This window comes from Pseudochrobactrum sp. Wa41.01b-1 (genome assembly GCF_019464455.1).
Classification (GTDB): domain Bacteria; phylum Pseudomonadota; class Alphaproteobacteria; order Rhizobiales; family Rhizobiaceae; genus Pseudochrobactrum; species Pseudochrobactrum saccharolyticum.
This window is the reverse complement of the sequence record NZ_CP080493.1, coordinates 1347399-1369744: the sequence shown is the minus strand read 5'-3', so window position 1 is coordinate 1369744 and position 22346 is coordinate 1347399. Positions and strand designations below refer to the sequence as shown.

Below are 22346 nucleotides of genomic sequence, written 5' to 3'. Positions count from 1 at the left end.
CTTAAGGACAGACATGATAGTTCGGGATCAATTCCAATGAAGATTGAGCTATAAATGTCTGAATTTGCATTCTCCCGTCGTCATTTCTTGCTTGGAGCCAGTGCTCTTGCTTTGACGGGTTGCGTTTCTACCGGTGAAACCAAGCGCCCTTCGGCTGATCTTGCAGCCAATAAAATCAAGCCTGTCACTCCGCCAATGTATTATGCAGTGTGGGATGAAGGCTATCAGATTCCTGAAGTCGATGTGTCGAAAATTCCGGAAAAATTCTGGCGTACGGAAGTTGACTATATCACGGATGAAAAGCCGGGCACGGTTATCGTCGATACCCCGAATAAATATCTCTACCACATTAAATCCGGTGGCCGTGCAACCCGCTACGGTATCGGCGTCGGTAAAGACGGTTATGCATGGTCCGGCCGTGCGAAAATTGCCTATAAGCGTAAGTGGCCGCGCTGGACACCACCGGATGAAATGGTAGCCCGTAATCCGGCGCTTGAACCTTACAGCATCGCCAATGGCGGCATGGGGCCGGGTTTGCAAAATCCTCTCGGTTCCCGTGCCCATTATATCCATAAAGACGGACGCGACACGATCTACCGTATTCACGGCTCGCCTGAATATTGGACCATCGGTAAATCCGTTTCTTCCGGTTGTATCCGCATGGTCAATCAGGATGTGATGCATCTGTATGATAATGTTCGTGACGGCAGTGATATCGTCGTTATTCCGGACCTGAACAAAACCGGACAGGCGCATTCAGTGATGGCCGCCGGTTAATCAGCTTTGTGGTTTACGCTCTTAATGAGTGTAAACCACACGCTTTTACGCGTGGTCACCGATATGCCCGTGCTTACCTCACTGTGTATTTTAGCGTAATTTTTAAAAGCTAGTTCTTATTTCGAGCAATTTGCGACAGAACAAAATCCTGTCCTGAAACCATGATTATTATTCACGCATGGTTTGTTTATTCTCTGAAGACTTCCGGTTTAAACTGACCTCCTGAAAACGCACCGGAATCAAGATTCTGTCTATGACGGGGGATTTACATGCAAATAGTTGAGCTGGATGTACGGCCGGTGCTGCGTGAGGGCGGTGAGCCGTTTCCGCTGATTATGCAGACTGTTTCCGGTTTGCAGGAAGGGCAATCCCTCAGACTGCTTGCAACTTTCCGTCCGGTGCCGTTGTTTCAGGTCATGGAGCGGAAAGGTTTTTCCTGCGCTGCCCGTGAAATTACCGGCGGTGACTGGGAGGTCATTTTCTCGCCGGCAATTTCAGAAGAAACCGCAGAAGAGATAAAACCGGTCAGCCTGTCTGCCCGAACCGTGGTGCCGGAAATCTGGCCGGATCCGATGCATTATCTGGATTATTCATTGCCGGATCAGAAAACTGTTACGGAAGAAATTCTGCGCCTGCTTGGCAGAATTGAAGAGGGCGCGGTTATCTTCGCGCTGTTCTCCGCCGAGCCGCATTTTTTGCTGCCGGAGCTGGAAAATGCAGGTCATCAATGGGTTGGAAATTTTGATGTTAGCGGCGAAGCATACCGGATGATGATCCGCTCCGGTGCTCATTGATTTGTTTTTATTCTGCCCGCTGGCGGCGATCCTGCAGCAGCATCGGTGCATATTCGATGACATACAGAGCGAAAGCCGCGATCCATAACAGTGCTGATACTGCCAGAATTGTATGGAAATAATTCAGGATAATTTCCGCAAATGGTCTGATGAGCGCTGAGGCAATCAGACAGACATAGGACAGAATGGTGAGCGGAGATGCGCTGAGCACATTGCCGGTGTGTCCGCGTGTGGCACGCCCCATCACCGCCAGCATCATGGTTGCGACAGCGCCGACAGTCAGAATATGCAATGTTGAATAGGCATTGAGCATATCAGCTGCAGACAAAGCGATAGCGATAAAACCTGCGGGAATGAAAGCATAGGCAATATGCAGGATGAGCAGGAGCTTTTCCGGTGCGGTTTCCCAGCCGCGCCAGCGTGCCAGTCTCGCAATATGCAAGATCGCAGCCAGACTGGCGAGCACGAGTGTGACCGGTGTTTCCGGTGTAACTATCCAGCTTAGAAGCGTTAATGCGCCTGTGATGATGCAAAGCGCATCGTAACGGTTAAACGGCACAGGAAAACGTGTTTTCTGATTGCGGTTGAGCCAGTTGCGGGTGAAGCTCGGCACGATACGGCCGCCGATAATCATAATCAGCAGCACATAGGCACTGACAGCGATACGGCTGGCAAAAGCAATATCACCATCGGTTATCACGGTATAATGGAAGATCAGATTGGCGATGGTGAGAAGTGTGACACCGATCAGCACTTTCAGATTTTTCCATTGTTTGCCGGCAATGATTTCTCTTGCGCAAATGACCAGCAACAATGGCAGAAACAGGCTTTCCAATGCGATTGCCGCATAGAAATGGATGAGATCCGGATAGAGAAAGGCCAGACGTCCCGCCAGCCAGAAACCGGCAAGAATGATCAGTGGTGTGCCGGAGACCGGCAGGCTGCCGGTCCAGTTCGGCACAGCGGTCAGCAGAAAACCTGCCAGAACCGCAGAGCCGAAACCGAACAGCATTTCATGGGCATGCCAGTTGAGTGCATCATAAGAACCGCCCAGCGGCATGCCGAGTGTGAGGGATAAAATCCATAACAGCATGGCAAGCACAGCCCAGATACCGGCACCGAGGAAAAACGGTCTGAAACCATAGCTGAAAAGCACAGGGCCGGTCATTTTTAACCCGCGCGGCACCGGTTTTCTGGTTTTGGTGTTTTCGTTTTTCAGATGGTCAGCGGTATCAGGGGCGTTCACAGCGGTGTCCTCATCTCAACATGCGGGCCGGTATGCAAACCTGCATCAGGCAGGGCTGTTATTTTTGTGCGCTGGCAATTGCTTTTTCGAGGCGCTGCTGCACCGGCTTTGGCTTCTTCGCAGCGACAATGGCATCGAGATTAGCCGGATTGTCACCGACAACGATCAGCGCGACCATGCCCATAGAATAATGCGGTGTGCATTTAACCAGATAAGCGCCGTCCCGCTGGACAGTCAGCGTGTAGTTCTCATTGATTTTGCTTTTGAACTTTTCAGCGCCTTCAGGGATCATATCTTTGACCGACTCGACATTGTGACCTTTATCCGTCGGGATGAAGATGATGTTGTCGCCGGGATTGGCCTTGATATAGGCTGGTTCAAAGACCATCGCGCCTTCTGCGCCTTTATTGAGCATGTGTACTTCAATATCGGCAGCCAGAGACGGCAGGGTGAAGAGGGCGAAAACGCCTGCTGTCAGAGCCAGTTTTGTTGCGGTAAGTTTCATGTCAGTCTCCGAAAAAAGGTAACCGCTTCAGCGGCTGCCCGTTTCTTAAGACAGATTGAAACACACCTCTTTGTCGGGGCGCAAAGAGGCTGAAAAACCGGACAAAAATGGTGAAGTATTTTAGTCTTCGTGCTCGGCCAGTCTTTTAAGGCCAGACAGATTGGAAACCAGAAGCAATTGCCGTCCGCCTTTGACCAGTCCTCTGGTTTCCCAGTTGCTGAGTATGCGGGAAACCGTATGCAATGTGGTGCCGGTCATTTCGGCAATATCCTGCCGCGAGATCGGGAAATCAATGCGGATATCGGCGCCTTCATGAATGCCCGCTTCCTGCGCCAGCCGGATAACCGTATGAGCAATACGACGCTCCACTTCCTGCGTGGACATTTCACGGATGCGATTGTGCGCCTGATCCAGCCGTTGGCCGATCATCTGCATGGCATTAATCGCCAGCGTCGGATTGCGCTCCAGAAAGCTGTTCATCATGTTCATCGGCCATGCGAGCACAATACTGTCGGCGACAGCAATCGGTGTGCCCGGATATTCTGTGCGCCCGATTGCCAGAGCAAATCCGAATAAATCACCGGGATGAACCACGCGGACGATGAGCTGCTGGCCACCGGCGGTAACCTGCATCACTTTCAGCCTGCCTTGCAGGAGCAGATAGAATGAGGTTGCTTTTTGACCTTGCTCGAAGACTTTAGCGCCTTTGGCAACAGGGCGCTGAACCGCATTGGAGAGCAGTTTGTCCAGAGCGCTTTCTTCCATGCCTGCAAAGATCGGCAATGCGCTGACAAGCGTCCGGTCAATCATACTCATCCCTTTGCAGTCATGATACGCTATAGAGCCGTCGCCGTGACCGACCCTGTGTTCATCAATGTGGGATGAGTAGTAAAGCTTTGTGATGCGTGGCGCAATTCAATATATTGCTATCATTTTCAGACTTTTAACCGGTGAAAACCATCTTTTTCAGTTTTTACATAGACAGAAGTTGCGGACATATTTTGCAGGATTGCACGGATTTCTGCCTGCTCCATCAGGCTGAAGGCTGTTGCCCATGCATCGGCAGAGGTTGCGTCAGGCGCGATAACTGTCAGGCGCTGATAGCGGGATGAGGACAGTTCACGATTATTCGCGGCTTTCGGATTGAGCAGATGGTTGAAATGTCCGTCCGGATCAAACCGGAAACCGGCACCGCCGGATGTGGCCAGTGCATTGCCGGAGAGTTGCAGCATCGCATCGGGCTGCGGGTCGGTTTCAAGATCGGCAATACCGATCTGCCAGGGCGTACCATCGGGCTGATTATCCAGACTACGATATTCACCCAGATTCACCAGCGTATTGGTAACGCCGTGGTCTGCCAGCAATTGCGTAATCAGATCAGTTATATAGCCTTGTGCCACACCATTGAGGGTCATGGCCATATGCGGGCGGTCAAAAACAATCCGGTCTTTACTGAAGCGCACGGCATCAAAGCCGGTTAAAGACTGCGCCTGCTGCAATTCCTGTGCGGAGGGGCCGGAGGCGGCGGCATGTTCTGCGGAGAAATGCCGCGCAAGACATGCCCAAAGCGGCTGAATGGTCGGGTCAAACAGACCGCCGCTTTTCTCCCAAAAACCACGGCATTTTTCCAGCAACTCAACCAGCTCCGGCGATGGCATCGCCAGAGCACCGGAGCGGTTGAGCGAGGCAAGTTCAGAGTCTGGCCGGTAAAGGCTGAAAATACCTTCCAGACGTGCGATTTCCGCACGAACCTGCCGGAGGAGGGCTTCTGCGGCCCTCTTATCGGGATGATGCAGAATGATTTTTGCCGGTGCGCCAAGGGCAAAGCCCTGCCAGATCACTGCATTATTATGTGCAGATGCACCGGCATGAAACGGCAGGAGGCTCAGACCCGCAGCAGCACAGCTGATACCGATAAAACGTCTGCGATTGATACGGCTTGTCATGGCAGCCTCCGTGCAAATATTCATGAGATTAGTGATGTGTGCTCATTGGTGCTTCAGTTGGCGCGTCTGAGGTGCCGAGAACATAGTCCTGCGGAATGTCGGCAAAGGTAACGATGTCGCCGCCTTTATCTTTGGCAAATTGCTCTGCCGCTTCACGGGTAGAGAAGGGCACGGTTTCTTTAGCCCCCATGCCGCCGGTAGCATTGCTGTTGATGACGAAAAAAGCCTTTTTCGCATCAACCCAGTTTTGTGCGCCCGGTTGCTCCCAGCTTGGGGCCTTGGCCATATCGGAGACATAGATTGCCGCGATATTTTTCGGCTCTTCCGGCAACATGGTAAAAGCCAGCGTATCACGGGCAGAGGAGAACCAGATGGCTTCACTTGCCGGATGAAGAATGATCTGACCTTTCGGGCCGCTGTGTTCCAGAACATTCATGCCGCAATAGCGCCCCATAGCCGCTTCAGTCAGTGCAAACGGCGCCGGTGCCTCGGTCTGTTTTTCAGGCGAACAGGCGGACAGGGTAAGAGCGGCAATGACGGGGATGAAAAGGGAGATCAGTCTCATAGTTCTTTCCTTGAAAAGATGAGTATGGAAAGGCCGAGCGGAATGGCAGTCCATAGTCCCAGCGCCAGAGTGAGGACACCTGCGCTCAGCGTTGTGGTGCCAGCAACGCCACCCATGCCGGTGAGGGCACCGGCACCGCCTGTGCCGAAATTGAGCAAGCGATAGGCATCTGTCGGGTTGATAAGCAGCAAAATATTGAGCAAAGCAGTGCCGATCATCTGCCCCTGATCAAAAACCAGTAGGCCAAGCAGCGCCATGTCATAGATCAGTACAAAGAGCAGCCAGATGCCGATGGCAATGCCCGCAGCAGTGCTGCGCTCACGGACGATTGTGCTGGCGAAAAAGCCGATGGCGATGAATACCGCGCCGAGCAGGACAGAGCTGCCGATCAGTGACAGTAAAGCCAGCCAGCTTGCCGCATCAATGCCGCCGCCTGTCAGCGCAAGCACTATGGCGGTGCTGCCATAGCCGAACAGGGTCGCGAAAGCGAGAATAGTGAGCTGTCCGAGAAACTTGCCAAGAATGACCTGTTTGCGCCCGATCGGGTAACTCAGCAGCAATAGCATGGTGCCGCGTTCCATCTCGCCGACAACAGCATCATGAGAGATCAGCAGCGCAATCAGCGGGATGAGAAAAATGGTGAGGCTGGAGAGACTGACGATCACCACATCCAGCCGGTTGGAACCGATTGTGCTGCCGGTCGGTGCATTGCCGAGAAAGCTCATGCTGAGTGCCAGTGCAGCCAGCAGCAGAGTGGTTGCCAGCACCCAGCGGTTGCGCAACCCTTCCTGAATTTCCTTACCGGCAATATGAATGAGATTTTTCATTCTGCGGCCTCTTTAACTGTGAGGAAATGGGCGTAAAGCTCATCCAGTGTCGGTGCCATGACATCAATGTCCGTGATGTTATGGTTTTGAGCGATAACGGAGTTCAGAACCTGCATTTTATCTTCTGCGGAAACATCCGCCTCAAAACTTGCAAAGCCGGTTTTCCGCCAGCCTATCCGCAGGGATTGTCCGGTGCTGTGGGGTGCAGTTTCACCTTCAGCTAAGCTGACGCGGATACGCACCGGCAGACGTGCAATATGGCGCAAATCATCCAGTGAACCGTCAGCAATGACCTTGCCGCGATTGGCAATAATCACCCGTCCGACACGGTTTTCCAGTTCGGTGAGCGCATGGGAGGACATCAGTATGGTGGTGCCTTCCGCACGCATAACCTCCAGCAAATCGTAAAAGTTTTTGCGCAGGGCAGGATCAAGGCCGGTTGTCGGTTCATCCAGCAGCAGCACGGCGGGTTTGCCGAGCAGTGCCTGCGCCAGACCCAGCCGCTGGCGCATGCCTTTGGAATACGTGCCGACACGCCGGTCTGCCGCATGGGACAGGCCGACATGATCGAGCAATGCTGCGGTTTCCTTCACGGGAACGGATTTGAGCTTGGCATAGAAAGACAGCGTCTCCCGTCCGGTCAGCGCCATATTGAAAGAGACATGCTCGGGCAGATAGCCAAGCTTGCGCCGTGCCGCGAATTGTCCTGCTGCAGGGTCTTCACCCAGCACCAGCACTTTGCCATGTGTCGGGCGGATCAATCCCAGCATCAGCTTAATCATCGTGGTTTTGCCTGCACCATTATGGCCGACAAGGGCAATATTCTCACCGGCATTCAGCACATAGGACGCATCGCTGATGGCATTGAATGTGCCATAGGTTTTGGTAACACCGGCAAGCTTTACGGTTTCAGTCATGATTTATTTTCGCCTCCGGATTTGACCGGCATCGCAGGCGGTTTCATCAGCGGATAGCTGTCAATGACACCACCCGGCATCAATGCGGGAAATTGCGTCTGCGCCCAGCGGATTGTCTGGATCGCCGGACTGTTGATAAGAATTTTGGCCTGTGGTGCTGTCCACAGCACTTTGTCGATCAGATCATTCGGCCGGTAGGGGCTGTCGGCGATGCCGTCGCCATTGAGATCAAAGGCGGGATTGTCGCTCCAGAAATTGCCGCGCCCTTTGGCCGACCAGTCGAGATTACGGGTGCCGACATATTTGACCTGATTGCGGTTGTTGATGAAGGCATTGCCGCTCATCACATTGCCTTCGGAACCAGCAGTGAAATGAATGCCGATACTGCAATTTTCAAACTGATTGCCGGTGAATTTGTTTTTATTGGCGTTGTAGATGAAAACGCATTTCTCAGGCCCCAGCCGCAGGTTGCCAGTCTCTGCAGACGGGTCAGTTTCCGGTGCTGGCATGCCGTGCTCGGCGCTTTGCACACCGGCATCCATCCAGCGGTCAGAGGATTGCATTTTGCCGATCACCCGATTGCCGGTGATGACGGAACTGTTGGCATAGTTTAGCAGCAACCCGTGATCGCGGTCACCCTCCGAAAGATTGCCGGTAATTTTGAGCCGGCTGGTATACATAATGGCAAAGCCGACAGAATTATTGCGCGAGATATTATCGCTGACTTCGCTGTCATTTGTGTACATGTAATGGACGGCAAAGCGCACATTTTCCATGAGATTGCCACGGAAGATGTTTTTGCGGCTGGCATTGGTATAAATGCCGTCACGGCCATAGCGGATGATATTATTCAGCACTTTGGCACCCGGTGCATTCCAGATGGAAACACCGCTGCCGGTTTGCGCCATACGCACACCGCGCTTGCCAATAATCTCATTGCCTTCGGCCACGGAATCCTTGGCACCATGCAGATAGATACCATAGAGATTATCAATCAGCCGGTTATTCTCCGCCCGTGCGCCGGTAGCGGTTTTGGCGATGAAAATACCGGAATTGAGATCAAAGAGATTGTCGCCGGAACCACGGATTTCCAATCCGCGAATGATGGTTTCCGGTGCATTGACGGTAATCGTATTGCCCGTGCCGGAGCCGTAAAGCACGGCTCCGGCTTCCCCCTCCAGCATGACTGTCTTGTCAATGACGACTGACCCGTCATGCCGTCCTTTGAGCAGGCGGATCGTTTCCCCCGCCGGTGCCTGATCAAGGACGGTCTGCAGATTTTGTCCGGCAGATACGGTGATTTCTCCGGCCAGTGCCGGAGAAATCAGTGTGGGCAGCAGGCCGGAAAAACACAAAGCCGTGGCCAAAGCATAGTGCTTCATTGCGGGCGCTCTGTGCTCCGGTAAAGCTGCGGAATTGCGTTTTTCCTTATGGCGCTGATGCTGCATGATGTTTACGCGCCTTTCGGCTCAACAAGCATACGGCCTTTCATTTCCATATGCATGGCATGGCAGAACCACGAGCAGTAATACCACCACACGCCCGGCTTATTGGCGATGAAGGTGACCGAGGCTGTAGCCTGCGGTGCCACTTCCATATTGATCCCGTAATTGATGATCGAGAAACCATGGGTCAGGTCTTCGATTTCATCAATATTGGTCACATAGACAGTGACTTCATCGCCCTGTTTGACGGTGAATTCCTCAAGACTGAAGGCCGGTGCGGCAGAGGTCATATAAACGCGGACTTTATTACCGTCGCGAATGACCTCAGCAGCCTCCATCAGATCGACACCATCGGCCTTTGCCTGTGCAACAGCATCGGCAAAGAACGGATCTTCACGATTCCAGGCATTGACCGGATTGATCTTGGAGCGATGTACGATTGTTGCGTCATGCGGTTCGGCAAAGCTTGGTCCATCATGGACAATCACCATTTTATCTCCGGAAATATCAATGAGCTGGTCATTTTCCGGTTTGAGAGGCCCCACATTGAGATAGCGGTCTTTGGAGAATTTATTGAGGGAGATCAGCCATTTACCGTCAGCCTCTTTGGTCTGTCCCATCGAGGTGTGGTTGTGTCCCGGCTGATAATGCACATCGAGTTTCTGGCGGATCGGATCGACCTTTTCGCCCTTGAAGGCACGTTTGGCATCCTCAATGTTCCACTTACAGACCTGACTGTCGATAAACAAGGTCGTATAGGCATTGCCCTTGCCGTCATAGGCCGTGTGCAAAGGCCCGAGACCGAGTTCCGGCTCAGCCACAACGGCATCACGCGGATTGATCTTATCGTCAAACAGGTCGTCAAATTTGCGCACATCGAAAACAGTGACGGTCGGCGACAATTTACCATTAGCCACAATGTGGATGCCGTCCGGCGCGGTATTCATACCATGCGGGCTGTTCGGCACCGGAATATAGCGGGTGAATTTGGAACCTTTGCGTCCGTCAATCACCGGTACACCGTTGATTTCCTTGAACTCGCCTTTGGCAACCGCTTCTTCAATGCGTTTCAGGTTGAAGATAACAATCCAGTCCTGCTCACTGCCCATCATTTCGGCCAGTGTTGTACCTTCTTCGGAATTGTAGCAGGTGGCAAAAGCATATTTGCCCTGATAGTCACAGTCGACATTGTCGAGATTGCCGCTGACCATCACCTGCCATGCTACCTTCATGCTTTCGCCGTCAACGGCGGTGAAAATCGCATGATAGTTTTTGGTATCTGTCAGATTTTTACCGTCATTCGGGATCGGCACGCGGTCTTCACCATTACAGAAGACATAGCCGGTCTTCGGATATTTCTGCACGCGCAGGCCATGAACCGTATGCTGGTTCGGCAGCTGAATGATCTTGTCGCATTTCATCACATCAAGACGGATACGGCAGACGCGGGTATTGGCCTTGTCATTGGCGTAGAGATAACGGCCGTCATAGGTGCCGTCGGTAAAGGAAAGATGCGGATGGTGCAGATCGCCATTGTCGAAAACGCCGCCGCGGTCTTTCATAAACTCACGGTCTTCAGGCAACATGCCGTCACGGAGAACTTTCAGACTTTCATTGGTCTGCCCCCAGCCGGTGGCACTGTCACGGTTGAAAACCGGAATGCGCATCAGCTCACGCATGGATGGCAGGCCGACAATACGTACTTCACCGCTCTGGCCGCTGGAAAAGAATGTGTAATATTCATCCAGTTCGCCCGGCTTGACTTCAGCGCTTGAACCGGATGCGGATGCCGCCATGGCCTGCTTCGGTGCGCCGGCCATGACAAGCGCACCGCCCATGCCGCTGGCACCGGCAGCGGCCACAAAAGCCGAGGTGCCGAGTAATTGCCGTCTGTTCATGCGGGTCTTATTTTCTTGCTCAGACATTGTTTTGTCTCCAGTTGAAAATTTCAGGATGCTGCGTCCGGTGCGGATGCGCCGGTAACAGGTTGTCCGTTATGGGTGATGATGGTTTTTGACTGGCTGCCGGTACGCTCTGCCGGTGGCGTATAAGGCGCGTTGCGGGCAGCGAATTTCTCACGTTTGACGCGCACCTGAATCATATGCGGGCAGCGCTGGTCATCGTGGTAAAGCTCCTGACAATGCATGCAGTAGATGCATTCATTGACATTGATCTGGCCTTCCGGATGGATGGACTGCACCGGACATTCAACGGCGCAGCGCTGGCATGGCGAGCCGCATTCCGGCCAGCGTTTCAGCCATTCAAACATGCGGATACGGCCGGGTATGGCGAGTGCCGCGCCGAGCGGGCACAGATAGCGACAGAAGAAGCGCTCGATGAACAGACCGGCAGTCAGCAAGGTCAGGGCATAGATGACGAACGGCCATTCGCGGGCGAATTTCAGGATGATCGCGGTTTTGAACGGTTCAACTTCAGCGAAAACTTCGGCCAGAGCCACGGAATAGAGCGACAGACCAAACAGGCCGAGGAAGATAATATATTTGATCGGCCACAGGCGTTCATGCAGACCCCAAGGCAGTTTGATCTGTGGTACTTTCAGCCATTGTGCCAGATTGTTGCTCAATTCCTGCAGCGCACCGAAAGGGCAGAGCCAACCGCAGAACGGGCCGCGTCCCCAGAATAGCAGACCGGCAGCAACCGAGCCCCATAACAGGAAGGTCAGCGGGGAGGTCAGGAAGAATTCCCAGTTGAAGCCGGTGATAAGCGAATTGGTGAAAGTCAGGACATTGACGACCGACAATTGGGTGTTGGTATAGAAGCCAAGCCAGACAAGGATGAACAGAAGATAGCCGCGTCTGACCCATGCGAAGAAGCGCGGGCGTCTGACCAGATGGTTCTGGAAGAAGAAGATTGCGACCAGCACCAGAATGGCGAAGGCAGTAATCACAATATTGATTTTGTTCATCTGCCACATCTGAATCCACAGCGGATTATCTTCACCGAAGAAATCAGGCATGGATGCTTCACCGACCGGTGCGCTGACATGCGGGTTATTCGCAGTGGCAGCATCTTGTGCAGGCTGCACGGGAGCCTGGACAGGTTTGGCAGGTGCGGTGATGGTCACATATTGATCGGGAAGTGTATAACCGAGGTCATAGAAGATGCTGGCTTTGTCGCGGGCTCCGAAGCCACGTTGTACCAGTAATTGCAGTTCCCATGGTTTTGTTACGTCGAAGGCGAAACCTTCCGGTACTGTAAACAATGCGATTTCACGCAAATCCGGTGCGCCTTCAGCGGCAATGTCACCGATACGCGTATGATTTTTATCCCGAAAACGGATACCCTGACCGTCCTGCAACAGTTCGATACGGTCGAAAATACCGCCGCGTACATAGCCTGATCCCTTGAAGGAATAGGCACCGTCACCGGCAACCAGTACGGCCTGCTGGCCGGGTTTAAGCCGTTTCTGCATCTGGTCATAACCGGCCTTACCAAGCAGGCTGAGGCCTATGGATGGCACCGAGACCGGCGCGACATAGAGCTCGATAAACTGGTCTTCCGGAGCGGATGTTTCAGGGTTTTCTGCCGCACGCGGTTGCTTGGCATCAAGGAAGGCTTGTGTTATTTCGCCGACACTGAGCTTCAGGCTGCGGACAGAACCGTCACCGGTCAGTTCCTGCCAGTCCCGGATATCCTGTTTCGACAGATCAACAGTGCGGGTTTCCTGCGGTGCCGCGACTTGTCCGGCAGCAAGCTGATTGCCCAGACGGCCGCTACGGATCAGCCCGACAGCCGAGCGCACCACACTGTCGCCCATGACCAGAACAGTGACCGTGGCACCGCTGACAATCTCGACCTGAGGCGGTTTGGCAGTGCCTGAAGCAACGGCATTGAAATCGCTGTTAATCAGGGAGTTGAGCGCCGCCACCACTTTGGCTTCGGGAATGCCGATCAGCACAATCGGCTCTTTATGGTCGGCAAGTTTGATGCCGCGAATGATACCTTTGGTATCAATGCCAACGAGAATATGGATCGGCTTGCCGGAATAGCCGACTGAACTGGTAAAATCCGAATTCAGATAAATATAGCCGAGCAAATCCTGATTTTTATAGACCGGCGCAATCGGCGGTTCGCCTTGCGGCGTGCCGATACGATCCGCATCCTGAAATAGTTCCTGCACTTTTAGCACAGGCAGATACTTATCCAGCTGAGCGGCAAAGGCTGTCGTTTGCAGGCTGATGAAGCCGCTTAACAGAAGACAGAACAGCAGGATCAGTTTTCTGATGAAAAATGCCGGACGATCATGAAAGCGGTTCATATCAGGTGCTCACTGCAAGTCAGGTGCTGCAGCAGCAGGCTGCTCAGCGGTTATGCAGTGGACTTTAATGAAGTGGCGGAATGTGTCTTTGCGTCAGAACAAACTGACGATAATTGCAGGTGTTAATTATCTGAATATGTGTTGTTTGCTGTCTTAGCGGAAATACACACGGTATAAAAATTCCGGCAATGTATGATTGCGGCGGATATATATTCTCGGAATGCCAAACGGGTCATCATTTGGTTTTGCGCGTGCGGCAATTGTCGTAACCGCAGTCTGAAAACCTGCCTCGCGTGCCATTACGCGGTGTGTTTGGTTATTGGCACCGTAGGGATAGCAAAAATGAGGAACCTCTGCGCCCAGCATGTCCTCCAGACGTGATTTTGATTCACTGATCTGGCGGCGGGCTTCATTATCAGGTGTGTCGTTCAGATTGACATGATCAAGCGTATGGGCGCCGACTTCATGTCCCAATGCTGCCCATTCCCGCATTTGCGTAACGGACATACATGCCATTTCCGGAATGCCGATTGCCTTATCCCAGATATTGCTGCCACCAATCTGGTTGGCCACAAAATAATTCGTGGCGGTGAAGCCGCATTCTGCCAGAACCGGCGCGGCATTTTCCAGCACATTCAGGAAGCCGTCATCAAAAGTCAGAACGGCAACCTTTCCGGTTTTTTCTCCCTTAATGTAAGGCATGGCATCCCGCACAGAGAGCCCCTGATAGCCGAGTTTTTTCAGCCAGCGCATCTGACTTGCAAAGCGTTTAGGATGCACAAAAAGGCTGCGAAAAGGGACGCTGCTGCCGACAGCCGCAATATGATGATAGACAAGGATCGGTACTGTCATAGGCAGATGCTTTTACTCTTCGGGCAGGGGGAGCTATCAGTAGCCGTCAATATCAACATAATGCATGGATTTTTTGCCACGGGCTCCATCGATAAAGCCGACCAGACTGCCTAAATTCGCAGCAATCGTTAGCAGGCCTCTTTCACGATAGATGGGCAGTAGTAAGCTGCCGACAAGCACTTTATAAACACGCGAAAGAACGGATTTGAAGGTGCGCCATAAGCTGCCGCTCTTCTGGTTTTTCATGCGTTCCAGATGTACAGTTCTGGCATGATCGCGGTTACGGCGATAATAATAGCTCAGTTTCAGGCGTGAAGCGGGAACGGTTTCATAGGCAATGGCGTGCGGTGTCCAGCCCGTTTTAGCGCCGAGGGCTTTTGCCTCGGCCCATAGCTGCCAGTCTTCACCACCGGCCTGACCCAAAGCCGCGTCAAAGCGCAATCCTGTCGAGCGGAAAAAGTCGAGACTGCCCATCCAGCTGCCGGTAGCAAGTTTCAGCTGTCCGGCTTTGCCTTCATCGCGCTTTTTAATGGAGCGGTTTTCCGCATTGCGGTTTACTTTATCGACGCCCTGCCAGACAATTCTTTGCCAGAATGACAATTTGCCTTCCGGTGGTGCAAAACGTACCGGTGCGCCGACAATATCAAGATCGAGGTGATCGCGTTCTTTCAGCAATTCCATGAGCCATTGCGGCTCTACCTGCTCGTCATCGTCAGCAAATGTCAGCAGATCATAACCATGATCAACAGCATAATTGAGCACGTGATTTCTGGCGGATGCGATGCCTAAAACCGGCTCAACAGCATAGACGACTTCAGCAGGTGAAACTCTTGCCTTAAAGTCATTGATAATCGAGCAGGCTGTTTTCTCGTGATTGTTTTCTACAATTAAAAAACAGACCTGTATCCCCTCAGGAATAATCAGCCGGGCATAAGACATCAGCAATGTTTGCAGCATAACGGGGCGATCTTTTGTGATCGTGCCGATGCAAATTTTCCGGTGCGTTTTTGAAACCAAAAACAATTCCCCCTGTGACCCCGACTTTATTCCCATCTATTTGCCCCACCTATCTGCATGCGAGATAATTTCCCCACAATCTCCCGAGCAGATAGTCGCGATGAGAATTCTTATAATATCATAAGATAACAATTTAATGTTATGTAAAAAAGCCGGTTTCACTCATAAAAATGCGTATTATTTTGAAATTTATTGAAAAAATGTGATCTATTCTGGTTTTGTATGGTCAAATTGAAGATAAAGGAAAATTTTTATTAGATACTATATAATATACTAGCGTCGATATGGTGCTGTATTTAAAGGTGATTTGGGGGGGCAGGTTGCGGTAGTGATTGCTCGCCGGATGTGGCATTCATTCCTTAGATTTCAGCACGAATAATCCTGTTGCTAAAGGTTCTCAGATTAGCACATGAAGCTGTAAAGCTTATTTTTTGTGATGAATAGCTGTTGCTGGACAGACCAGTGCCCTTTTGCCTCTTTAATGACCAGTAGAAGAGGTGGAGACATTGCTCCTAGGAAGTGAGAAAAAGCCCAAGCCTGAGAGTGCAAGTGCTTGATTGTGCCATTGAGGTATCACGAGGCTTCATGGATGATCATTGGCCAATCTATTTGCGTTTGGATTGTTATATAAATTATGCGGCCAAGATGGATACTGACAGGCAAAAAACATAATGCTGACAAACGTAAGCAACATGCATAAACCAAAATCGAACAGCCGGTAAGAATAAGTCGTTGGACGATAAGCCTGATGTTTTGCACCTTTGAAAAAACAAAGGGGAAGAACATGAAGCAATCTCAACATCAGGCATCCCGTATTTTGATTTTGGCCGCTGCCGCTGCCCTGACGGGTGTGGCACTGCCAGCGATGGCTGCAGATATTACCGTGATGGGCTATCGCGGTGCATTTCAGGATAATTATATTCAGGCTGTCATCGAGCCTTTTCAGAAAGAACATCCGGATATTAAAGTGACCTATTATGGTGTGCAGAATGCTGCGACATCACTTGGTAATATGCGCGCTCAAAAGTCCTCTCCGCAAACTGATGCAGTTATTTATGATCTGTCCGTTGCTAAAATCGCCAGTGATGAAGGGTTGGTCGAAGGCCTCGATACTGCTGCTCTGAGCAATTATGCCGATCTGGCAGATATCGGCAGAGAGCTTGCCGGTAAAGCCATTCCGATTACATTCGATACATTGTCACTGATCTATAATCACGATGCTTTTCCGGAAGAGCCAACCAGTTGGGAAGCGCTGTGGGATAAAAAACAAAATGGCAAAGTCATTATCGCAGCGCAGGGTGGCGGTGATATTCAGGCCATACTGCTGACAATTATCACCAACCGGCTCGCCGGTGAAAATGACTATGTAAAAACCATCAAACCTGCTGTGGCAAAGCTTATAGAACTGGCACCATTGGTACAGACATGGGAACCAAAACCTGATGCCTATACATTGGTGGCGAATGGCACCGCGAACCTGTCGATCGGTTATAATGCCCGTGCGCAGTTTTACTATGATCAGACCGGCGGCAAGCTACGTTCTGTAGGGCCTTCCGAGGGTACAGCAGCGCAGATCAATGTGATCAGTGCGATTGCCAATGGTAAAAATCAGGATGCGACCAAGACTTTCATCAATTATGCGCTCAGCCCTGAGGCACAGGCGCGTTTTGCCAAGATGATGTTCTATGCGCCGACCAATACCAAAGCCGAAGTTGATGAGGCCACGCGCGCCCGCATCCCGATGATGAATTCTGAACAGCGTGACAAGCTCATTCCCGTGGACTGGATGACGATCGGTGATATTCGCGGTAAAATTCTGGATCCGTGGCGCCGCCAGATCATCCCTGCCGGCCGCTGATTTTCAGCTGACGGACTTCCATTTCTTATGACTGCAAAACCGCTCTGCCTGATCTTGATCAGGCGGAACGGCACAGAATAATTCGGGTTCTGACATGACGACAGACAATACATTTCTGCAACTCAAAGCCGTCTCAAAACTCTATGGTCTCAACTATAAGGCCGTTGATGATCTGCATCTTGATTTGCCCAAAGGCAAACTTCTCGGGCTTTTGGGGCCATCCGGTTGTGGCAAGACCACAACGTTACGCATGATTGCCGGATTATTGCCGATTACAGACGGCAATATTTATATCAATGGCGAGGATATCTCCCGCAAACCACCACATCAGCGAGACATTGGTCTGGTGTTTCAGAATTATGCGCTGTTTCCGCACATGACAGTGGCAGAGAATGTGGCTTTCGGGCTGGATATGCGCCGCGTGCCTAAACATGAAGCGCAGGCACGGGTTGAAGAGGCACTAGAAATGGTGCGTTTGCCCGGTTATGGCCCGCGTAAACCGAAAGATATGTCCGGCGGCCAGCAACAACGCGTTGCACTTGCCCGTGCTTTGGTGATCCGGCCACGCATTTTGCTGCTTGATGAGCCGCTCTCCAATCTTGACGCGAAATTGCGCGATGATATGCGCATCGAAATCCGCGAAATCCAGCAACGCATGAATATCACAACAGTTTTTGTGACCCATGATCAGGTGGAAGCGCTGACCATGTGTGACGTGGTCGGTGTGATGCATAATGGCAAACTGGCACAACTCGGCACACCGGAAGAAATTTATGAGCGTCCGTCCTCATTGTTTGTTGCGGAATTTGTTGGACGCGCCAATGTGCATATCTGCCAGATCATTGCAGAGAATAGCTGCCGCCTGGGTGACAATGTCTATCGCTGTAACACTCATGGTGCGACTTCCGGTGAGGGGCAGATTGCGATCCGTCCGCATCGTATCAGTCTGACGCCTAACCGTGACCAGTCGCTGATCAGCGTGACCACCAATAGTGCCCGCGGTAAGGTCGCGCGGATTACCTATATCGGCGATATTGTTCAATATGAAATCGAGATTAATGGCGGCTGCCTGAAGGTTGAAGTGCCGACGACCAGTGGTGGCCATGGTTTCCAGCTTGGCGATAAGCTGTTGTGCGAGTGGAAGCCGGAAGACATGCTGGTTTTCGGAGGTACGCAATGACTGCACTTGCCTCTGCATCCAATAGTCTTGTGAAGCCAAAGCGCGGCTGGTTTCCTCTGATTGCCGTCGGGCTTTTACTACCGATGGCATTAATCAATCTGATCGCATTTATTGTGCCGGTAGCCAATCTCGCGCAAATTTCATTTCTGGAGAGCCGCAGCGGCGGGGTTCTGACCGACAATTATACGCTGGAGAATTATCTCAGTTTCTTCACTGACAGTTTCAACTGGGAGCTGATTTTCAACTCTTTGTGGATCAGCACATTGATTACAGTGATGACACTGGTCTGCGCTTATCCGATTGCCCTGTTTTTGCATCGCGTATCGCCGGTATGGCGTAACTTATTGTTTGTTATCACCGTTTCACCACTGCTGGTGAGCAGCGTGGTGCGAACCTATGGCTGGATGGTGCTGCTCGGCGATCAGGGGCTTATCAATGGTATGCTGATGAGCACGGGTCTGATTTCAGAACCGTTTCGTCTGGTCAATAATACGCTTGGCGTTTTCATCGGTATGGTGGAAATCCTTATCCCGTATATGGCACTGTCATTAATTGCCGGTTTTGGCCGTCTGAATGTGACACTGGAAGAGGCCGCAGCTTCGCTCGGCGCCAATAGCTTCACCCGTTTTCGCCGTGTGATTTTCCCGCTGACTTTGCCCGGTGTGGCACTGGGTTGCCTGCTGTGCTTTGTGCTGGCCATCAGCTCTTTCATCACACCGAAACTGCTTGGCGGTGGTCGTGTCTTCATGCTCGCAACCGAGATTTATGATCAGGCGGTTATCCAGCTTGAATGGCCGCGTGCGGCAGCAACATCCGTCATCGTTCTCATCATCTTCGGACTGGCTTTGGTCGTGTACTCACGCATTGCCCGCCGCATCGATTAACCGGCAGGGGAAATCTCATGATTGGTACTATGAAACTGCCGTTTAAAATTCTGGTTGCAGCACTCTACCTGTTTTTGCTTGCACCTATTCTGGTGGTGATCCCGCTGTCTTTCAGCAATGATAATTACCTGACCTTTCCACCGCAAAGCTGGGGTGTGCGGTGGTATGGTGAAATGCTGCATCACGAGGCGCTGATCAATGCTTTGTGGATCAGCCTTGGCGTTGCCAGCGTCGTGACTGTTCTGTCGCTGATAGCCGGTATTCCTGCAGCTTATGCGATCCGTCGCTATGAGTTCCGCGGGCGGGAATTGTTGCTCAATATTTTTACTGCCCCGTTGCTATTGCCGTCAATCGTGCTGGGTCTGGCCATTCTGCTGGTCTTTGTGAGGATGCAACTGCTCGGTACTTTTACAGGGCTTGTTATCGCGCATCTGATCGTGACCACACCCTATGTGATCCGCATTATGATCACAGCTTTTTCAACCCTGCCGCCCTCTGTGGAAGAGGCTGCGACTATGCTGGGTGCTACACCATTCACCGTATTTCGCCGTATTACCTTACCGTTGATGATGCCGGGTCTGGTTGCCAGTGCTGCCCTGTCATTTCTGTTGTCCTTTGACGAGGTGGTGATCTCGCTGTTCATCACAGGACCGCGCCTGACTACCTTGCCGGTCGAGATTTTCAACTATGTGGAAAGCCGTACAGATCCGATGACCGCCGCGATTTCTGTGGTGCTGATTATCGCAACTTTGCTGATCATTTTCCTGATTGAACGCACGCTTGGCCTGTCCCGAACCATCGGTAAGTCTTCTGAAAATACCAAATAACTGCATTCGCATTGCATGAATGAAGAGACGAGGAGGTCTCGAAAATGGAAAATATCGCCCTTTGGATGTCGCAGCCGCATTTCGGATATCTTGAGATTGCTAAAACCTGCGGTTTCACATCTTTCGTGCTGGAGTTGGAGCATGGCACATTTGACTTGGGCACGCTTGATCAGTTTTTGGCTTTCACCAAAGCGCAAGGCCTGCCGACACTGACCAAGGTGCTGGCTCCGACCACAGAAGCTATTCAGCAGGTGCTCGATTTTGGCACAGATGGTGTGATTGTTCCGCATATTCTGGGTGTGGATCATGCCAGAGAGGTCACCAAAGCAGCGAAATATCCGCTGACCGGCACACGTTCTTATGCCGGTGGCCGCGTGTTTGGCTATAGCCGTCCGGCATCTGATGCCTTCGAAAAAGAGAATAAGCGAACCAAATGCTACGCCATGATCGAAACGGCTGAAAGCCTTGCTGATGTCGAAAAGATCATCGCACTGGATACGGTCGATGGCCTTTTCCCGGGGCCTTCTGATCTGGCACTTGCCCGTGGTCGCGGTGCTTATGAATTCAATGATGCTGACAAAGCTGATCTGCGCCGTTGCGCCAAAGCTGCCCGTGATGCGGGTAAGCCATGGATCATGCCTGCATGGACAGAAGCCGAGCGCCGTTTTGCCTTGGATGAAGGCGCATCAATGTTGGTTGTTGCCACACAAAATATGACTCTGCGTCAGGGCATGATGACCACTGTCAATGCGCTTAAAAAAGAAGCGCTTATTGCTTGATTTTATTTCTATTCAACGAGCTTGGAGGAGCATGATGAAAGTAAGTTTGATCCAAACCAATCCGCAGGCTGATAAAGCCGCCAATTTGGCTGCAACCCGTAAACTGATGGAAGATGCAGTGCGTACAGATGCGCCTGATCTGATCGTTCTGCCGGAATATTTTGAATATTATGGCGGCAGCCCTGAGGGTAAGCTGAATGAGGCAGAAACTGCACCCAATGGTGCTGCCTATAAAATGGCGCAGGACTTTGCCCGTGAGCATAAAGTTTTTGTCCATGCCGGTACGATCATGGAGAAAGTTGAAGGCGAGGCACGGATTTATAATTCGACATTTGTCTTTGACCGCTCGGGCAAAGAAGTCGCCCATTATCGCAAAATTCATATGTTCGATATCGTGGCACCGGATGGCACAGCCTATAAAGAATCCGCAACGGTGAAACCGGGTGAAGATGTTGTGGTCTATGATCTCGACGGTTTCAAAGTCGGTTGTGCTATTTGCTATGATATCCGGTTTGCTGAACTGTATCTCGAGCTAGAAAAGGCCGGTGTTGATATCATTATTCTGCCAGCGGCTTTCACGCTGCAAACGGGCAAAGACCATTGGGAAGTACTGGCACGCGCCCGCGCCATTGAAACCCAGACTTACTTTGTCGCCTGCGGACAGACCGGCGCGGTGGTGAGCGGCGGCGAAAAACGTCATACATACGGACATTCTCTGGTTTGTGACCCTTGGGGTCATGTCGTTGCCCGCGCATCAGACGGTGTGGGTTTTGTCACCGCCAGAATTGATCGCGAGCAGATCAACCGCGTTCGCGCTTTAATTCCTATGGTGCAGCACCGCCGGTTAGGCAAACGTCACGAAGCCTGTGCAGTGTAAGGAAATCTCATCATGTATGTTATAAATGCAATGCCTGAGCAGGTGGAACAGGCTGATCTGGATTTGCTGTCCGGCGTGGAAACAGCAACTGTCGGCCACTGGCGTTTCTTTGGTTTTATGAACCATTCCATTCAACCGCTGCTGCCGAAGCGCCGGATTGTCGGCACTGCCGTCACCATTGCCATTCCGGGGCCGGATTCAACGCTTTTGCATCATATCACCGGTATGCTGCGTCCGGGCGATGTGCTGGTAGTCGACCGTATGGGAGATGACCGTTATGCCTGCTGGGGCGGGGGGGTGACCATTGCCGCTAAAGCTGCCGGTGCGGTTGCCGGTATTGTTGACGGGCCATGCACAGATCTGACCGAGATTGAGGATTCCGACTTCCCGATGTGGGCACGCGGTATTTCACCGATCACCACCCGTCTTTATGATCTGGGCGGCGGGATCAATATTCCGGTTTCCTGTGGCGGCGTGGTTGTCAATCCGGGCGATGCCATTCTTGCCGATGAAAGCGGAGTGCTCGTACTTCCGCGTGGCGAAGTCAACGAAGTTGCAATCAAAGCGCTGGCTATTCAGGAACGCGGGAAAGAACGTGAGGCTTCTGTCAAAACCGGCTTGAAGCTAGGCGAAGTTTCAGGCGCTTCCGACAAAGTCAAAGCGCGTATGGCGGTATAAAAATCTGAACCGGAGCGGCGCGGCCATTCAGTTTCATAGTCGGTCGCTCCGGTTATTTCTCAGTAGGATCATATTAAAAAATAAGACATAAGA

Annotated in this window: 21 protein-coding genes; 9 read left to right on the top strand and 12 right to left on the bottom strand. The window is 51.9% G+C overall.

Annotation, left to right across the window (positions count from 1 at the left end; all coding sequences use genetic code 11):
• Nucleotides 1-54 precede the first annotated feature (54 nt).
• Nucleotides 55-777 (top strand): L,D-transpeptidase, encoded by a 723-nt coding sequence (locus K1X45_RS06440; protein WP_213598800.1) that lies wholly within the window; start codon nucleotides 55-57, stop codon nucleotides 775-777.
• Between the two features lie 269 nt (nucleotides 778-1046).
• Entirely contained in the window at nucleotides 1047-1571 is a 525-nt protein-coding gene (locus K1X45_RS06435; RefSeq protein ID WP_220160153.1) for a DUF2249 domain-containing protein, read from the top strand.
• Between the two features lie 7 nt (nucleotides 1572-1578).
• On the opposite strand, the gene K1X45_RS06430 is transcribed toward K1X45_RS06435, so the two are convergent.
• The 12 genes from K1X45_RS06430 to K1X45_RS06375 all read right to left on the bottom strand — a co-directional run bounded on the left by K1X45_RS06430 (nucleotide 1579) and on the right by K1X45_RS06375 (nucleotide 15110).
• Nucleotides 1579-2739, bottom strand: a complete 1161-nt coding sequence (locus K1X45_RS06430; protein WP_220160406.1) for an NnrS family protein — start codon at nucleotides 2737-2739, stop codon at nucleotides 1579-1581.
• A gap of 136 nt (nucleotides 2740-2875) precedes the next feature.
• On the bottom strand, nucleotides 2876-3322 hold the full coding sequence (locus K1X45_RS06425; RefSeq protein ID WP_220160152.1) for a pseudoazurin: 447 nt from the start codon (nucleotides 3320-3322) through the stop codon (nucleotides 2876-2878).
• A 120-nt stretch (nucleotides 3323-3442) separates the two neighbouring features.
• Nucleotides 3443-4138, bottom strand: coding sequence for a Crp/Fnr family transcriptional regulator (locus tag K1X45_RS06420; protein ID WP_220160151.1), 696 nt, complete (start codon nucleotides 4136-4138; stop codon nucleotides 3443-3445).
• 119 nt (nucleotides 4139-4257) lie between these two features.
• Nucleotides 4258-5268, bottom strand: coding sequence for an FAD:protein FMN transferase (locus tag K1X45_RS06415; RefSeq protein WP_220160150.1), 1011 nt, complete (start codon nucleotides 5266-5268; stop codon nucleotides 4258-4260).
• Nucleotides 5269-5296: 28 nt separating this feature from the next.
• Nucleotides 5297-5833, bottom strand: a complete 537-nt coding sequence (locus K1X45_RS06410) for a nitrous oxide reductase accessory protein NosL (protein WP_220160149.1) — start codon at nucleotides 5831-5833, stop codon at nucleotides 5297-5299.
• Nucleotides 5830-6660: an ABC transporter permease subunit gene (locus K1X45_RS06405; protein ID WP_151160065.1), complete on the bottom strand. Its 831-nt coding sequence runs from the start codon at nucleotides 6658-6660 to the stop codon at nucleotides 5830-5832. Before K1X45_RS06405 ends, K1X45_RS06410 begins: the two co-directional genes overlap by 4 nt.
• On the bottom strand, nucleotides 6657-7577 hold the full coding sequence (locus tag K1X45_RS06400; protein ID WP_075656994.1) for an ABC transporter ATP-binding protein: 921 nt from the start codon (nucleotides 7575-7577) through the stop codon (nucleotides 6657-6659). The genes K1X45_RS06405 and K1X45_RS06400 overlap by 4 nt, the downstream gene beginning before the upstream one ends.
• A complete protein-coding gene (locus K1X45_RS06395) occupies nucleotides 7574-8959 on the bottom strand; it encodes a nitrous oxide reductase family maturation protein NosD (protein ID WP_220160148.1) in 1386 nt (461 codons plus the stop codon). The genes K1X45_RS06400 and K1X45_RS06395 overlap by 4 nt, the downstream gene beginning before the upstream one ends.
• A gap of 71 nt (nucleotides 8960-9030) precedes the next feature.
• Entirely contained in the window at nucleotides 9031-10947 is a 1917-nt protein-coding gene (nosZ, locus tag K1X45_RS06390; RefSeq protein ID WP_220160147.1) for a TAT-dependent nitrous-oxide reductase, read from the bottom strand.
• A 23-nt stretch (nucleotides 10948-10970) separates the two neighbouring features.
• Entirely contained in the window at nucleotides 10971-13301 is a 2331-nt protein-coding gene (locus K1X45_RS06385) for a NosR/NirI family protein (RefSeq protein ID WP_220160146.1), read from the bottom strand.
• A 153-nt stretch (nucleotides 13302-13454) separates the two neighbouring features.
• Nucleotides 13455-14153: a polysaccharide deacetylase family protein gene (locus tag K1X45_RS06380; protein ID WP_220160145.1), complete on the bottom strand. Its 699-nt coding sequence runs from the start codon at nucleotides 14151-14153 to the stop codon at nucleotides 13455-13457.
• A gap of 36 nt (nucleotides 14154-14189) precedes the next feature.
• Nucleotides 14190-15110 (bottom strand): glycosyltransferase family 2 protein, encoded by a 921-nt coding sequence (locus K1X45_RS06375; RefSeq protein ID WP_220160144.1) that lies wholly within the window; start codon nucleotides 15108-15110, stop codon nucleotides 14190-14192.
• A gap of 844 nt (nucleotides 15111-15954) precedes the next feature.
• Between K1X45_RS06375 and K1X45_RS06370 the strand changes: the two genes are divergently transcribed.
• The 7 genes from K1X45_RS06370 (at nucleotide 15955) to K1X45_RS06340 (ending at nucleotide 22253) form a co-directional block, all read left to right on the top strand.
• Nucleotides 15955-17028 carry an extracellular solute-binding protein gene (locus tag K1X45_RS06370; RefSeq protein ID WP_220160143.1) on the top strand — a complete coding sequence of 358 codons (1074 nt, stop codon included), beginning with the start codon at nucleotides 15955-15957 and terminating at the stop codon, nucleotides 17026-17028.
• Between the two features lie 94 nt (nucleotides 17029-17122).
• The gene (locus K1X45_RS06365) at nucleotides 17123-18208 is read left to right on the top strand and encodes an ABC transporter ATP-binding protein (RefSeq protein ID WP_220160142.1); all 1086 of its coding nucleotides are present in this window, start codon (nucleotides 17123-17125) and stop codon (nucleotides 18206-18208) included.
• On the top strand, nucleotides 18205-19092 hold the full coding sequence (locus K1X45_RS06360) for an ABC transporter permease (protein ID WP_220160141.1): 888 nt from the start codon (nucleotides 18205-18207) through the stop codon (nucleotides 19090-19092). Before K1X45_RS06365 ends, K1X45_RS06360 begins: the two co-directional genes overlap by 4 nt.
• Before the next feature lie 17 nt (nucleotides 19093-19109).
• Nucleotides 19110-19919: an ABC transporter permease gene (locus K1X45_RS06355; protein WP_022709678.1), complete on the top strand. Its 810-nt coding sequence runs from the start codon at nucleotides 19110-19112 to the stop codon at nucleotides 19917-19919.
• 44 nt (nucleotides 19920-19963) lie between these two features.
• Complete coding sequence (locus tag K1X45_RS06350) at nucleotides 19964-20698, top strand: HpcH/HpaI aldolase/citrate lyase family protein (protein WP_220160140.1); 735 nt, start codon at nucleotides 19964-19966, stop codon at nucleotides 20696-20698.
• Nucleotides 20699-20732: 34 nt separating this feature from the next.
• Nucleotides 20733-21575 carry a carbon-nitrogen hydrolase family protein gene (locus tag K1X45_RS06345; protein ID WP_213600016.1) on the top strand — a complete coding sequence of 281 codons (843 nt, stop codon included), beginning with the start codon at nucleotides 20733-20735 and terminating at the stop codon, nucleotides 21573-21575.
• A 12-nt stretch (nucleotides 21576-21587) separates the two neighbouring features.
• Entirely contained in the window at nucleotides 21588-22253 is a 666-nt protein-coding gene (locus K1X45_RS06340) for an RraA family protein (protein WP_220160139.1), read from the top strand.
• Nucleotides 22254-22346 lie beyond the last annotated feature (93 nt).

Excerpts from the sequence above, each read along its gene's own strand:
- K1X45_RS06410 (WP_220160149.1), bottom strand. The coding sequence starts at position 5,833 with ATGAGACTGATCTCCCTTTTCATCCCCGTCATTGCCGCTCTTACCCTG.
- K1X45_RS06415 (WP_220160150.1), bottom strand. The coding sequence starts at position 5,268 with ATGACAAGCCGTATCAATCGCAGACGTTTTATCGGTATCAGCTGTGCT.
- K1X45_RS06380 (WP_220160145.1), bottom strand. The coding sequence starts at position 14,153 with ATGACAGTACCGATCCTTGTCTATCATCATATTGCGGCTGTCGGCAGC.
- K1X45_RS06360 (WP_220160141.1), top strand. The coding sequence starts at position 18,205 with ATGACTGCACTTGCCTCTGCATCCAATAGTCTTGTGAAGCCAAAGCGC.
- K1X45_RS06365 (WP_220160142.1), top strand. The coding sequence starts at position 17,123 with ATGACGACAGACAATACATTTCTGCAACTCAAAGCCGTCTCAAAACTC.
- K1X45_RS06425 (WP_220160152.1), bottom strand. The coding sequence starts at position 3,322 with ATGAAACTTACCGCAACAAAACTGGCTCTGACAGCAGGCGTTTTCGCC.
- K1X45_RS06340 (WP_220160139.1), top strand. The coding sequence starts at position 21,588 with ATGTATGTTATAAATGCAATGCCTGAGCAGGTGGAACAGGCTGATCTG.
- K1X45_RS06395 (WP_220160148.1), bottom strand. The coding sequence starts at position 8,959 with ATGAAGCACTATGCTTTGGCCACGGCTTTGTGTTTTTCCGGCCTGCTG.
- K1X45_RS06405 (WP_151160065.1), bottom strand. The coding sequence starts at position 6,660 with ATGAAAAATCTCATTCATATTGCCGGTAAGGAAATTCAGGAAGGGTTG.
- K1X45_RS06400 (WP_075656994.1), bottom strand. The coding sequence starts at position 7,577 with ATGACTGAAACCGTAAAGCTTGCCGGTGTTACCAAAACCTATGGCACA.
- K1X45_RS06370 (WP_220160143.1), top strand. The coding sequence starts at position 15,955 with ATGAAGCAATCTCAACATCAGGCATCCCGTATTTTGATTTTGGCCGCT.
- K1X45_RS06385 (WP_220160146.1), bottom strand. The coding sequence starts at position 13,301 with ATGAACCGCTTTCATGATCGTCCGGCATTTTTCATCAGAAAACTGATC.
- K1X45_RS06435 (WP_220160153.1), top strand. The coding sequence starts at position 1,047 with ATGCAAATAGTTGAGCTGGATGTACGGCCGGTGCTGCGTGAGGGCGGT.
- K1X45_RS06350 (WP_220160140.1), top strand. The coding sequence starts at position 19,964 with ATGGAAAATATCGCCCTTTGGATGTCGCAGCCGCATTTCGGATATCTT.
- nosZ (WP_220160147.1), bottom strand. The coding sequence starts at position 10,947 with ATGTCTGAGCAAGAAAATAAGACCCGCATGAACAGACGGCAATTACTC.
- K1X45_RS06440 (WP_213598800.1), top strand. The coding sequence starts at position 55 with ATGTCTGAATTTGCATTCTCCCGTCGTCATTTCTTGCTTGGAGCCAGT.
- K1X45_RS06420 (WP_220160151.1), bottom strand. The coding sequence starts at position 4,138 with ATGAGTATGATTGACCGGACGCTTGTCAGCGCATTGCCGATCTTTGCA.
- K1X45_RS06430 (WP_220160406.1), bottom strand. The coding sequence starts at position 2,739 with ATGACCGGCCCTGTGCTTTTCAGCTATGGTTTCAGACCGTTTTTCCTC.
- K1X45_RS06345 (WP_213600016.1), top strand. The coding sequence starts at position 20,733 with ATGAAAGTAAGTTTGATCCAAACCAATCCGCAGGCTGATAAAGCCGCC.
- K1X45_RS06375 (WP_220160144.1), bottom strand. The coding sequence starts at position 15,110 with ATGCTGCAAACATTGCTGATGTCTTATGCCCGGCTGATTATTCCTGAG.
- K1X45_RS06355 (WP_022709678.1), top strand. The coding sequence starts at position 19,110 with ATGATTGGTACTATGAAACTGCCGTTTAAAATTCTGGTTGCAGCACTC.